10 protein-coding genes are annotated in these 13,247 nt (G+C 72.1%); 4 read left to right on the top strand and 6 right to left on the bottom strand.

Translation table 11 applies throughout. The features are described from left to right. Positions 1 to 57 precede the first annotated feature (57 nt). The 4 genes from ACIBJC_RS25995 (at position 58) to ACIBJC_RS26010 (ending at position 4,602) form a co-directional block, all read left to right on the top strand. Entirely contained in the window at positions 58 to 933 is an 876-nt protein-coding gene (locus ACIBJC_RS25995; protein WP_399296368.1) for an NTP transferase domain-containing protein, read from the top strand. Further along, on the top strand, positions 930 to 2,414 hold the full coding sequence (locus ACIBJC_RS26000) for a molybdopterin molybdotransferase MoeA (RefSeq protein WP_399296370.1): 1,485 nt from the start codon (positions 930 to 932) through the stop codon (positions 2,412 to 2,414). The genes ACIBJC_RS25995 and ACIBJC_RS26000 overlap by 4 nt, the downstream gene beginning before the upstream one ends. Positions 2,415 to 2,434: 20 nt before the next feature. Beyond that, positions 2,435 to 3,490 carry a potassium channel family protein gene (locus ACIBJC_RS26005; RefSeq protein ID WP_399296372.1) on the top strand — a complete coding sequence of 352 codons (1,056 nt, stop codon included), beginning with the start codon at positions 2,435 to 2,437 and terminating at the stop codon, positions 3,488 to 3,490. 131 nt (positions 3,491 to 3,621) lie between these two features. After that, entirely contained in the window at positions 3,622 to 4,602 is a 981-nt protein-coding gene (locus ACIBJC_RS26010) for an NAD(P)H-quinone oxidoreductase (protein ID WP_399296374.1), read from the top strand. A gap of 171 nt (positions 4,603 to 4,773) precedes the next feature. Here the strand turns inward: ACIBJC_RS26010 and ACIBJC_RS26015 are convergent, their stop codons facing one another. The 6 genes from ACIBJC_RS26015 to ACIBJC_RS26040 all read right to left on the bottom strand — a co-directional run bounded on the left by ACIBJC_RS26015 (position 4,774) and on the right by ACIBJC_RS26040 (position 12,893). Next, positions 4,774 to 5,316, bottom strand: coding sequence for a bacterial proteasome activator family protein (locus ACIBJC_RS26015; protein WP_329828279.1), 543 nt, complete (start codon positions 5,314 to 5,316; stop codon positions 4,774 to 4,776). Positions 5,317 to 5,515: 199 nt separating this feature from the next. Then, entirely contained in the window at positions 5,516 to 8,374 is a 2,859-nt protein-coding gene (locus ACIBJC_RS26020) for an ABC transporter permease (RefSeq protein ID WP_399296376.1), read from the bottom strand. Beyond that, entirely contained in the window at positions 8,371 to 9,189 is an 819-nt protein-coding gene (locus ACIBJC_RS26025) for an ABC transporter ATP-binding protein (RefSeq protein WP_399296378.1), read from the bottom strand. The genes ACIBJC_RS26020 and ACIBJC_RS26025 overlap by 4 nt, the downstream gene beginning before the upstream one ends. 260 nt (positions 9,190 to 9,449) lie before the next feature. Continuing rightward, complete coding sequence (locus ACIBJC_RS26030) at positions 9,450 to 10,148, bottom strand: PadR family transcriptional regulator (protein ID WP_399296380.1); 699 nt, start codon at positions 10,146 to 10,148, stop codon at positions 9,450 to 9,452. Positions 10,149 to 10,333: 185 nt separating this feature from the next. Continuing rightward, positions 10,334 to 11,107, bottom strand: a complete 774-nt coding sequence (locus tag ACIBJC_RS26035; protein ID WP_399296382.1) for a hypothetical protein — start codon at positions 11,105 to 11,107, stop codon at positions 10,334 to 10,336. A 118-nt stretch (positions 11,108 to 11,225) separates the two neighbouring features. Beyond that, on the bottom strand, positions 11,226 to 12,893 hold the full coding sequence (locus tag ACIBJC_RS26040) for a protein kinase (protein ID WP_399296384.1): 1,668 nt from the start codon (positions 12,891 to 12,893) through the stop codon (positions 11,226 to 11,228). Between the last annotated feature and the right edge of the window lie 354 nt (positions 12,894 to 13,247).

Raw genomic sequence — 13,247 nt, forward strand, 5'->3', positions numbered from 1 at the left:
CGAAGAAGGGGCGACCTCGCGTGCTGCGAACCGGCGAGCACGGCACATAATGCAGCCATGACCGCGTATGACGCCATCGTGCTCGCCGGAGGCGCCGCCAGACGGCTCGGCGGGGTCGACAAGCCCGGCGTGCTGGTCGGCGGCCGGGCGCTGCTCGACCGGGTGCTCGCCGCCAGCGACGGAGCCGCCGACACGGTGGTCGTGGGCGGTCGGCGGCCCACGGCCCGGCCGGTGCGCTGGGCCCGGGAGGAGCCGCCCGGTGGCGGTCCGCTCGCCGCGCTCGACGCCGGGGTGCGGTCCGTGCGGACCGACACGGAGACCGTGCTCGTCCTCTCCGCGGACCTGCCCTTCCTCTCCCGGCCGACGGTGCGCCGGCTGATCGGGACGCTCGTCGGGAGCGGCGTCGAGGCGGCGCTGCTCACCGACGCCGACGGCCGGGACCAGCCGCTGGTCGCGGCGTACCGGGCCGAGCCGTTGCGCCGTGAGATCGCCCTGCTCCGTACCGAGTACGGCAGCCTCGCCGGGCTGCCCCTGCGGCTGCTGGTGCGGGAACTCGAACTCGCCCGGGTCGACGCGGAGCCCCTCGCCTCCTTCGACTGTGACACCTGGGAAGACATCTCCACGGCGCGGGCCCGGATCAGGGAGCATGGGACCGTGCTGGACGAATGGATCACCGCAGTCAAGGACGAACTCGGCATCGAGCTGGACGTCGACACGTCTGCCCTTCTCGACCTCGCCCGCGACGCCGCGCACGGCGTCGCCCGGCCCGCCGCGCCGCTGACGACCTTCCTGGTCGGGTATGCGGCGGGCAAGGCCGGGGGAGACGGGCCCGAAGCCGTCGCGGAAGCGGCCCGCAAGGCCGAGGCGCTGGCCCTGCGCTGGGCGGCCGAGGCGGAGGCCGAGGCGAAGGCCAAGGGGGCCGACGCAGGATGACCGCCCATGACCGCAAGGCCGACGGGACCACGGCGGGCAACGGAACCGGCACGGCCGGTGGGGGCGGTGGGCGCGGTGGGACGGAAGGGATCGACGGGATCGACGGGATCGACGACGTGCTGGCCCTCGTCGGCCGAAGCCCGGCCGGCCCGGACGCGGGCCACGGCGCCGGCCGGGGCACCGGCACCGGTCCCGCCACGTCCGGCCGGCACGGCGCGACGGCGTGGTCCGACGCCCGCGCGCTCGCGGCCCGCTCCGGGCGCCCGGCACCGGACGGAACACCGTCCACGCGGGCCCGCCGGGTCCCCCTCGACCAGGCCCTCGGCCTGGCACTCGCCGAGCCGCTGGCCGCGCTGACCGACCTGCCGTCCTTCGACACCGCGGCCATGGACGGCTGGGCGGTCTCCGGGCCGGGCCCCTGGTCCGTACGGAGCCGCGGCACCGGCAGCGACGGAGACCGGGACGGAGGCGACGACGGCCCCGGCCCCGGCCTGCTCGCCGGGCACGCCACGGCCGCGCCCCTCCCCGACGGTTCGGCGGTACGGATCGCCACCGGCGCCCGTGTCCCGCCCGACGCGACCGCGGTGATCCGCAGCGAACACGCCCGTACCGACGGCGCCGGACATCTCCACTCCGAGCGCCCGGTGACCCAGGGCCAGGACATCCGGCCGCGCGGCCAGGAGTGCCGCTCCGGCGAGCGTCTGCTGCCGGCCGGCTATGTGATCACCCCCGCCGTGCTGGGGCTCGCGGCGGCGGCCGGGTACGACGAACTGCCCACGATCCCGCGACCGCGCGTCGATGTGCTGGTCCTCGGCGACGAACTGCTCGCCGAAGGGCTCCCCCACGACGGACTGATCCGGGACGCCCTCGGCCCGCTGATCGCACCCTGGCTGCGCGCCCTCGGCGCGGAGGTCACCGCCACCCGCCGGCTCGGTGACGACGCAGAGGCGCTGCACCGCGCCGTCTCCGCGTCCACGGCGGATCTCGTCATCACCACGGGCGGTACGGCGGCGGGACCGGTCGACCATGTCCATACCGTGCTGCGGCGGACGGGCGCCGAACTGCTGGTGGACGGGGTCGCCGTACGCCCCGGTCATCCCATGGTGCTGGCCCGGCGAGCCCCCGGACGGCTGTTCATCGGGCTGCCCGGCAACCCGCTCGCCGCGGTCTCCGGGCTGCTGACGCTCGCCGAGCCCGTGCTCTGCGCGCTGGCGGGGCGGACACCCCGGACGCCGTACCACGTACCCGTACGGGACGCGGTGCACGGACATCCGTCCGACACCCGGCTGGTCCCCTTCGTCCACCGGGACGAGGGGCTCGTACCGTTGCGATTCAACGGTCCGGCCATGCTGCGCGGTATCGCCGTCGCGGACGGGCTCGCGGTGGTGAAGCCCGGTGGTGCGCGGCCGGGCGACGATCTGGAAGTTCTCGACCTGCCGTGGAACGCCATGGCAACGGTCGACGGAGGGTGTTTCACGTGAAACTTCCGGGCCAGGATGCGATGGCCAGACGCGCGGACGAGTATCTGGTCACCGCTCGGGTGAAGCTGCCGCGCCGCAAGACCGTACGGCCGCTGCGGCAGGTCAGCCGACGGCTGCTGATGGCGCTGTTCGTCCTCGCGCTGACGGTCTTTCTCGTCTACGCCGACCACGACGGCTACCACGACAACGCGGACGACTCGGTCGACTTCCTCGACTCCGTCTACTACGCGACCGTCACGCTCTCCACGACCGGGTACGGCGATATCGTCCCGTACAGCGACAGCGCGCGGCTGGTGAACGTTCTGCTCGTGACCCCGCTGCGGGTCTGTTTCCTCATCATCCTGGTCGGAACCACTCTTGAGGTCCTCACGGAGCGCACCCGTGAGGAGTGGCGGCTGAACCGCTGGAGGTCCAACTTGCGTGATCACACCGTCATCGTCGGCTACGGCACCAAGGGGCGTTCGGCGATGCAGACCCTCTGCGCCACGGGTCTGAAGAAGGAACAGATCGTCATCGTCGACCCCTCGAACAAGGTGATCGAGGCGGCCAACGCGGAGGGGTTCGTGGGGGTCGTCGGCGACGCGACCCGCAGCGATGTGCTGCTGCGGGCCGAACTCCAGCGCGCCCGCCAGATCGTCATCGCCACCCAGCGCGACGACACGGCGGTCCTGGTGGCCCTGACCGCACGGCAGCTCAACCGGGGCGCGAAGATCGTCGCCGCGGTGCGCGAGGAGGAGAACGCACCGCTGCTGCGGCAGTCCGGCGCGGATGCCGTGATCACCAGCGCGAGCGCGGCGGGCCGGCTGCTCGGGCTCTCGGTGCTCAGCCCCAGCGCGGGCACGGTGATGGAGGATCTGATCCAGCAGGGCAGCGGCCTCGACCTCATCGAACGCCCGGTGATAAAGGCCGAGGTGGGCCGGAGCGTACGGGAGACGGACGACCTGGTCGTGAGCGTGCTGCGCGGGCACCGGCTGCTCGGTTACGACGACCCCGCAGCGAGCCCGCTCCAGCTCACCGACCGGCTGATCACCATCGTCCGGGCCACGAGCCCCACGGAGTCCGGCCTCGCCAACTGAGCTGGTGCCCGGGCTGACCTGGCCACCAACCGACCCGGCCACCAACCCACCTGGCCCGCAACCGATCTGGCCACCAACTCCACCGGCCGACCTCGCCTCTCCGTCCGGCGCTCAGGAGTAGCCTCGCGGCCATGCATGCGATCACGATTCCGGAACCCGGTGGCCCCGACGCGCTCGTATGGGCCGAGGTGCCCGATCCCGTAGCCGGTGAGGGCGAGGTGCTCGTCGAGGTGGTGGCCAGCGCCGTCAACCGCGCCGATCTGTTGCAGCGCCAGGGCTTCTACGATCCCCCGCCCGGCGCCTCCCCGTACCCGGGCCTGGAGTGCGCGGGCCGGATCACGGCGCTGGGGCCCGGTGTCGCCGGGTGGGCCGTCGGGGACGAGGTGTGCGCGCTGCTGGCCGGCGGCGGCTACGCCGAGCGGGTCGCCGTACCGTCGGGGCAGCTGCTGCCCGTACCGGAAGGGCTGGACCTGGCCACGGCCGCGGCGCTGCCCGAGGTCACCACGACGGTGTGGTCCAACGTGTTCATGATTTCCCACCTGCGGCCGGGCGAGACGCTGTTGGTGCACGGCGGCGCCAGCGGGATCGGCACGATGGCGATCCAGCTCGCCAAGGCGGTGGGCGCGCGGGTCGCGGTCACTGCGGGCGGCCCTGACAAGCTGGCGCGCTGCGCCGAGCTGGGCGCGGACATCCTGATCGACTACCGCGAGCAGGACTTCGTCGAGGAGATCCGCAAGGCCACCGAGGGCGCGGGAGCGGATGTCATCCTCGACATCGTCGGCGCCAAGTACCTGGAGCGGAACGTGAAGGCGCTGGCCGTCAACGGCCGGCTGGCGGTGATCGGTCTCCAGGGCGGGGCGAAGGGCGAACTCAATCTGGGCGCCCTGCTGGGCAAGCGCGCCGCCATCACCGCGACGTCGCTGCGTGCCCGTCCGCTGGCCGAGAAGGCGTCCATCGTCGCGGCCGTACGGGAGCATGTCTGGCCGCTGATCGCGGACGGGCAGGTCCGGCCGATCGTGGATCAGACGCTGCCGATGGAGCAGGCGGCCGACGCGCACCGCGCGCTGGAGAGCGGCACGCACATCGGCAAGGTGCTGCTCCTCGCCTCCTGACAGCAGGCTCCTGACAGCAGGAACTCCTGACAGCAGGAACTCCTGACAACAGACTGACAACAGAGGCTCCTGACACAGAAGCTCCTGGAAACAGGGGCGCGGTCCGGCGCACCCCAGGTGGGCCGGACCGCGCGATCCCTGTCACATGCTTCGCGGAAGCCGTCGACGGCTCTACAGATACGGGCCTGAGCGGATCGCGCCATGGCCCTGGTCGCCCTCGTCCTCCGGGACGGAGCCCGGCGGCAGCGCGCGCCGCATCTGCTCCAACTGGGCCCTGGCCGCCATCTGCTGGGCGAACAGCGCCGTCTGGATCCCGTGGAACAGACCCTCCAGCCACCCCACCAACTGGGCCTGCGCGATCCGCAGTTCCGCCTCCGAGGGGATCGCCTCGTCGGTGAAGGGGAGCGAGAGCCGCTCCAGCTCCTCCACCAGTTCGGGGGCGAGCCCGTCCTCCAGCTCCTTCACCGAGCCGGCGTGGATCTCCTTGAGCCGCACCCGGCTCGCCTCGTCCAGAGGAGCCGCCCGCACCTCCTCCAGAAGCTGCTTGATCATGCTGCCGATGCGCATGACCTTCGCGGGCTGTTCCACCATCTCGGTCACCGGGATCTCACGCGCCTCGGCGTCGGCCCCGCCGCCGCCGAGCGCCATCCCGTCCTGTCCGACCACCAGGACATGGGGGCTCTCCTGCGACCGTTCGTTCCTCGGCATCTCCATGCGGCCCATTGTCTCGCACAAGTGCGTCACCATGAGGCGTGCCCCCGTATGAAGACGATCCGTCTTCGTACGGGGGCACGGTCCTGCGGGGCACGGTTGCGGCCGTCCCGTGGGGCACGCTTCCGGGGCCGGGAGGCCCCACAACCGTGCCCCACGGGTGTTCCCGGCGGGCACCGGGCCGTTACGTGGCTTACGTGGCTTACGTGGCGGCCCTGCGGCCCAGCGTCCGGTGTGAACGGGTGACCAGCGCCGCCAGGAGCGCCGCGCCCAGGGGGACGGCGATCAGCAGGGCGGCCACCGTGGCCCACGGGATGACAATGGGCACGTACGGCGGGGTGGCGAGGCTCGCACCCTGGTCCAGGGCCTCCTGGTACCAGCTCTCCTCGCTGCGCCGCGTGGTCAGCAGCAGCCCGATGGCGGGCAGCACCCCGGCCGCTGAGCCGAGGAGGACCCCCATCACCGCCACCACCCCGCACTGGAAACCGCTGAGTGTCCTGCGGACCCGGGCAGGGGCCCCGACCGCCGCGAGCGTCTTCAGATCGGCCTCGGCGTCGGCCTGGGCGAGCCCGGTGGCGATACCGGCGGCGCCGATGGTGATCAGACCGGCGAAGACGGTCAGTGCCAGCAGCACGATGTCGGTCTGGGCCTCGTATCCCTTCTCGATCCGCAGGTTGACCTCGGTGCCGGTCTTGTCGATCTCACCGTCCAGCTTCTGTTGCTGAGCGGTGGTCGGCAGGGAGGTGGTCGAGTAGTACGCGCCGAACGGGACGGTGCCGAAGCCCGCTGCCTTCGCGGTGGCCGGGGTCATGATCAGGGACATGCCGTACGCGTTGGTGCCTTCGGGGGCCTGGTGCGCCGTGAACGACTTGATGTCGCCCGGCAGCTCCTCGTTCGCCTCCCGTGCCCTGTCCGCGGCCTCGACATCGGTGATCGCACGGATGCCGATCTTGCCGTCCTTGTTGACGTTCCGCTTGTCGAACGAGACGGCCTTGCCCTCGGCGAGCGCCTTCCCGGCCTCCGGGTCCTTGATGCCGAGGACCTTCAGCACCTTGGCGTCGCCGACCAGCACCCCGTAGTCGGCATAGGTGTAGACCTCGCTGTCCTTGCAGCGCCAGTCCTTGCCGAATTTGCGGCGTTCGGCCGTGGTGAGCTCCTCGCCCCTGTCGCCCTCCTTCCACAGCGGGCACTCGTTGGGCTTGGGCACGACGACCTCGTACTGCCCGCAGCCCTCCTCGTCGCTGTACATCGGACAACTGGGTTTGCCGACGTTGATCCGGTCCACGTCGGCCCGGACGTCGACGGGCAGGGACTTCTGGACCGCGTCCCGCACAGCGGGCACGTCCCGGCTGCTGCCCTCGGTGACCGCGACGGAGACCGCGCCGTGCGGGAGCTGGGGCACGTACTCGGCCCTCTGCTGGGCGTCGCTGCTCGCGGTGTACGTGGAGACGGCGACGGTGCCCGCGACGGCCGCCAGTACGGCGGCCACGGCGGGGGCCGTGCGTCCCCGGTTGCGTACGGAGTCGCGCAGCGCCAGCCGCGGCGAGAGCGGCAGCCAGCGGCCGATCCGGCCGAACAGCCCCACCAGGGCCGGGGTCAGCGCGACCACGCCCAGTTCGGCGAGGGCGCTGCCGGCCGCGACGATGGCGAACTGGTCGGTCATCAGTGACCCGTACAGCGCGATCGCCGCGCCGATCGCGACCGCGATCAGCCCCACGATCGGCAGCACCCGGCTGGACCTACGGACCCCGCGGCGGCCGGTGAGCGAGGCCAGGACGGTCTGCCGGGAGGAGGTGACGGCCGGGACGATCGCGGCGAGCAGGCCGGTCAGTACGGCGAGCAGCGCGATACCGCCCAGCTCCAGCGGCCGGATGTCGAAGCTGCCGAACCGCTTGCCCAGGTAGTCCTCAAGGAGGGGTTGCAGGGCGAAGGTCAGGCCGATGGCGAGGACCGTACCGACGACCGCCGAGGCGACACCGATCACCAGGCCGCCGCCGAGGACGATGGCCCTGATGTGGTGCCGGTCGCCGCCGTTGGCGCCGACCAGGCCGAGCTGGCGGCGCGAGCGCCGGGCGCCGACGGCGAAGGCGGGGCCCGCCAGCAGGCAGATCTCCAGCATCGCGAGGCCGACGACGGTGCCGATCGCGGCCAGCTCGGTGGTCTGGGCCCTGGTGCTCTGCTCGTAGTCGCCCCAGCCGCCCTCCTGGTACAGAGCGATATCGGCGCGGTCCGGCGGGTCCAGGGCCACGGCGCGCGAGACCACCACGACACCCTTGGTGTTGATCTCCTGGACCATGTTCCACGTGAAACCACCGGACCCGGACCCGGACCCGGCCAGGTTGACCAGATACGTGCTGCTGCTGCTCGTACCGGGCAGGTCGTCGGCCTTCAGCGCCTTGTCGAGCGGGGCCAGCAGTGCACCGGGAAGCGCGTTGACCTGGTCCGCGTCGAGCTCGCTCGGCAGCTCGTACGAGCCGACGATCCGGTACTCGGCGTCGAACCCACGGGCGGTGAGCTTCGACCCGATCCGCAGACCGCTCGCCTCCAGGAAGTGGGTGGTCGCCGCGACCTCGCCGCTCTTCTCCGGGAACCGGCCCTCGCCGAGGCGCATGATGCCCCGCGCCATCGGGTCCGCGGCCTTCAGCTCACGGATCTCGGTGTGCAGCAGCCCGTGGGTGGTGCGGAGCTTCCCGGAGCCGACGGCGTCCTCCAGGACGGTGGCGCCCGCCGGGATGACCTTCTTGACGTCGGTAAGGCCGTCGGGCCACGGCTTGCCGTCGAAGTTCTCCTTCGGCTGGTAGCCGTCGCCCTCGGGGCTCTGCATGATGGGCACGCCGCCGTACTCGGGGTCGGAGAACCGGGCGTCGGCGCCGCCCAGGTCCCGTTCCACGGTCTCCGAGGCGGAGAGTTCCGAGCTGCGGATGGTCAGGTCCAGGGCGCTCACGCCGAGGATGGGCAGCGCGATCATGGCCAGGACGAGGAAGCTGCGTCCCTTGTAGCGCCAGGCGTCGCGGCGGGCGATACGCAGTGCGGCCCGCCAGGAGTGGTACCAGGTCTTCACAGCTCGGCCGCCTGGCCGGAGAGGAGTGACTCCGCGTCGCTGCGCAGGGTCTGGTCGACGACGCCGCCGTCCCGCAGGAAGACCACGCGGTCCGCCCAGGCGGCGAAGCGCGGCTCGTGGGTGACCAGGATGCCGGCGGCGCCCGCGTCGCAGCGGGCGCGGAGCAGGCCGAGCACGGCTTCGCCGGTCTCGGAGTCGAGTGCGCCGGTCGGCTCGTCCGCGAGGACGAGGCGCCGGTCGCCGACGAGCGCGCGACCGAGGGCGACGCGCTGCTGCTGGCCGCCGGACATCTCGTCGGGGAAGCGGTCGGCGAGCTGTTCGAGGCCCATCTCCGCGAGGGCGGCGAGCGCCTCGACGCGTGCCTTGCGGGCGGAGACGCCGTCCAGCTCGCGCGGCAGGGCGATGTTCTCGGCGGCCGTGAGGGCGGGGATGAGGTTGTAGTCCTGGAAGACATAGCCGACGCTGCGGCGGCGCAGGGCCGCGAGCTTCTTGCGGTCGACGGTGGTGATGTCGGTGCCCTCGACGATCACGCGGCCGGAGGTGGGTATGTCGAGGCCGCCCGCGATCGTCAGCAGGGTGGACTTGCCGGAGCCCGACGGGCCCATGACGGCGACGAGTTCGCCGGGGAAGACATCGAGGTTGATCCCGCGCAGGGCGTGCACCTCGGTGGCGCCGCTGCCGTGGACGCGGGTCAGCTCCTGGAGCTGCAGAACGGGGCTCTGGGCGGAGCCGGACCGGGACGGGGGCGCCGGGGGTGTACCGACTTTCTGCTGTGGCTTCTGTGACTGCTGATGCTCATGTGACTTGCGGGCCATGAGGGTCCCCCCTATGGGATGTACGTGGATGGAGGAGTGGTTCCGTGCGATGCGGGGGCGCGGTGAGCGCGCGCATGCGCTGGGCGCGGTACGTACGCGCGGGACGGGCGTGGTGCGGCGCCGCCGGGACCATGAGTGATCGTTCGGTCCGGCCCGGCTGTATCCGGCGGGACGCGGGCGGGGGTGCGTCCCGCCGGATACGGCCGGGAAGCGGAGTCGGCGGTCTGCCGCCGGGATCGGCGGCCGGGAGGCGGTGGGTGTCAGCGACCGCCGGACCGGTGGGGCTCCTTCACGGGCGTCCGGCCGGAGGTCGCACCGGACACGGCACCGGACACGGCACCGGACACCGCGCCGGACGTGCCGTTCGGGGGATCGTCCGTGGGTGTGCCCGTGGCTCCCTCCACCGGCAGGGCCTCGCGCGCCGGCACCATCGAGAGCCGGATCAGCCGGGACTCGCAGTGGTCGAGCCAGCGCGCCTCGGCCTCCGTCTGGAAGATGAGCTGTTCCAGGACGAGCAGCCAGGCCACCTCGTCCCGGTCCGTCGGTACGGCGTCCAGCGCCTGCGCCTTGAGCCGGGTGTAGTCCTGCATCGCCTTGATGGTGTGGCGGCGCTGCGACTGGATGACCTCCCGGATGTCGACGCCCGGCGCGCCCACCGCCATGGCGAGCTTGATCGCCAGCTCGTCGCGGGGCGGGCTGGCCCGGTCGACGGGCGTACGGAACCAGGACTTCAGCTCCGTACGGCCGGCGTGCGTGATCACGTAGAGCGCGTGCCCCGCCTGGTCCTCGCCGTCCTGGGAGACCATGCCGTCACGTTCCAGACGGCTGAGGGTGGTGTAGACCTGCCCGACGTTGAGCGGCCAGGTGGAACCCGTGCGTGACTCGAACTCCGTGCGGAGCTGAGAGCCGTAGCGCGGGCCACGTTCCAGGAGGGCGAGAAGCCCATGGCGAATCGACATACTCAGTATGTATACCGAGTATGTCGTGGCCCGCAAGCGACCTGAGGGGGACGTCGTAAGTACGCCGTAAGGACTACCCGGGCATCGGGGAAGCGCCGGAGAAGCGCCAGGAAAGCGCCAGGAAAGTCGCCGGGGAAGTGCCCGGGAAGAAGGAACGCGCAGGTGGCGCGGGGGTTCAACGGGGCTCAGCGGCGGCGGAGCCGCAGGCCGAGAAAGCCGAGACCCAGCCCGATCAGCGTGATCCCGGTGCCCAGGGTCAGTACGGAGACGGGCCGCCGTGACGCGTTCGTGACAAAGGTTGTGCCCCGCTCGCGGGCCGCGTCGGGTGCCGGGGGCCGGGGCGCCGGGGGCGACTCGGGGATCGGCGCGAACGCCTCGGGGAGCGCCTCGTCGTCCCCCGCCGCCTCTTCCGCGCCGTCCTCCCGGGGGGTCCGCGCGGGCCGGTCGGGACGCGCGCGTGAGGGCGATGCGGAGGCGGAGGCGGACGCCGCCGGCGCCTTGCCGGAGGGGCGGGCGGAGTCGGCGGACGGCGTCGCGGAGGTGGCGGGGGCGGGCGTGGCCGGTGGCTCCTTGCCGGGGCGGGTGGCCGCCGCGCTCGCACCGGTCTCCGGATCGCGTCCCGTACCGCCCGTACCGCTTCCCGCGTCGTTCTCGTGGTCGTTCGTGTGGTCGCTCCCGGAGTCCGTGCCCCAGTCGCTCTCGGCGTCGACCGCCGGCCCCGCCTCCTCGGGCCGTACGACCTGGCCTCCCGTCGGCCTGCCCGGCCGGGGGCGCCCCTCGCCCGCGGGGTGCCCCGCCGACGGTGCGGCGGGCTCCGGCTCCACCATGGACGTCCCGGGCGCCGCGGACGGCCCGGACTCCTCGGCGTATGCGACGGGCGCGACGGGTGCGACCATCAGCAGCGCCGCGACGGCGACCGCGGCCACGCCCGGGAGGTGGAACGGGGGAGTCGAACTCACCGACTCAGCGTCACATGGGACACCGAAACCGGCATCTCGGACATTTCGCACAGCCCGTTCGTACAGTCCGTCGCGGAGCGAAGGGCTCGGACCTGCGGCGCTACGTGTCGGACAGGGTCTAGCCCGCGTCCCCCGTGGAGATCGTCAGCTCGAACTGCTGCTCCTTGGGCAGGACCGCCGAGCCCGGTTCGGGGTACTGGGTGATCACGATGTCCTCGGCCTGCGCGCCGTCGTCCTTCTTCTTCGGCTCCGACCAGGTCCAGCCCGCCTTACGCAGGCAGTCCTTCACCGAGATGATGTCCTTGTACCGCAGGTCGGGGGCGAGCACCTTCGACGGGTCCAGGCTGTCCTCGGACGCGTCCGTGCACTTGTCGGAGTCGATCGTCCGGTTCCGCTCCGGGTCCCGGTGATTCGCCGGCGCCGGTGCGCTGCTGGTACCGGCGACCGGGTCGGTCTTCTCGTCGTCCGAGTCGCCGTTCATCGAGAGGGCGGTGATCAGGCCGCCTATCGCCAGGATCGCGACCGCGATCGAGCCCACGATCACCGGGGTGCTCCGCTTGCCGCCGCCGCTGCCGCCACTGCCCGCACCGGAGCCGGAGGAGCCGTGCGGGGAGACGCTGTACGCCTGCGGCGCGGTCGGCGCGGGGGTCGAGTAGGCCGGGGACGCCTGCGGATAGCCGTAGCCCGCGCTCTGCGCGTGGACCGGCGGCGGGGTCTGCACGGGGCCGTACGGCGAGGCGGGGGAGGGCGTCGGTTGGCCGTACGGGTTCGGCTGGTACGGCGTCTGTACGCCGCCCTGCGCGGCTACCTGGCCCGACTGGTCCACCGGCGGGAAGACCGCCGCGCCCACGCCCGAGCCGCTGGTGTGCTGCGGGGCGCCCGGCACGATCACCGGGGCGCCCGGCTGCCCGGCCGTCAGGACGCGCGCGCACTCGTCGCGCATCGCGTCAGCGCTCGGGAAGCGCTCGTTGGGGTTCTTCTTCAGCGCACGCGCGACCAGCGCGTCCATCGCCGGCGTGACCGACCGGTTGATGCTGGAGGGAGCGACCGGCTCCTCCTGGACGTGTGCGTACGCGATCGCCAGCGGTGAGTCCGCGTCGAACGGCAGCCGGCCCGTCAGGAGCTGGAAGAGCATGATCCCGACCGAGTACAGGTCGGAGCGGGCGTCGACGCCGCGCCCCAGCGCCTGCTCGGGCGAGAGGTACTGCGGCGTACCGACGACCATGCCGGTCTGCGTCATCGACGTGACGCCCGACTGCATGGCGCGCGCGATGCCGAAGTCCATCACCTTCACGACACCGCGCTTGGTGATCATCACATTGCCGGGCTTGATGTCCCGGTGGACCAGACCCATCTCGTGGCTGGTCTCCAGCGCGGCCAGCACATCGGCCGTCACCTTGAGCGCCTTGTCGGCCGGCATCGCGCCGTGCTGCCCGATGTCCTGCTGGAGCACGGAGCCGAGCGGATGCCCCTCGACGTACTCCATGACGATGTACGGCATCACGGCGCCGTCGAGCGTGTCCTCGCCGGTGTCGAAGACGGAGACGATGTTGGTGTGTGACAGCTTGGCCACGGCCTGGGCCTCGCGGCGGAAGCGCTCGCGGAAGGACTGTTCGCGCCCCAGCTCGGTGTGGAGTGTCTTGATCGCGACCTGACGGTCGAGCGCCGCGTCGTACGCGAGATATACGGACGCCATCCCGCCCTCGCCGAGCAGATCGCGGAGCTGGTACCGGCCGCCCGCGACCGAACCGCCCGCATAGCGGCCCCGTGCGCCGTCGTGGCTCATGACTGTGCTCCCCCTCGGCGCGCGTGGACGCGGTCGTGCTCGCGCGGCGTTCTCGCGGCGATACCGGCAGTACCCGCGATAACGGCGATACTGGCGCGGTGATCCCTTATTACTGGCCAAGTTTGCCGTAGGGCACTGACACGTCAAGCCGGGTGCCCGTTCCGTGACCGTAGACACAGCAAGCGTCTCGGAAGCGTTACAGGAACCGCACGTAATGTGCATGGCCAGCGCGGCATCGGGTTTCACGGCCGGTCCATCCTGGACCGGCGTGTCACCGGGAGGCTGTAGCGTGAGGTGCCATAGCCACCCCTGAGCAACGCTCCCAAGTCCCCAACACGCAGACACACAAGCTTC

It is taken from the genome of Streptomyces sp. NPDC050509, from assembly GCF_044457965.1.
Taxonomy (GTDB): domain Bacteria; phylum Actinomycetota; class Actinomycetes; order Streptomycetales; family Streptomycetaceae; genus Streptomyces.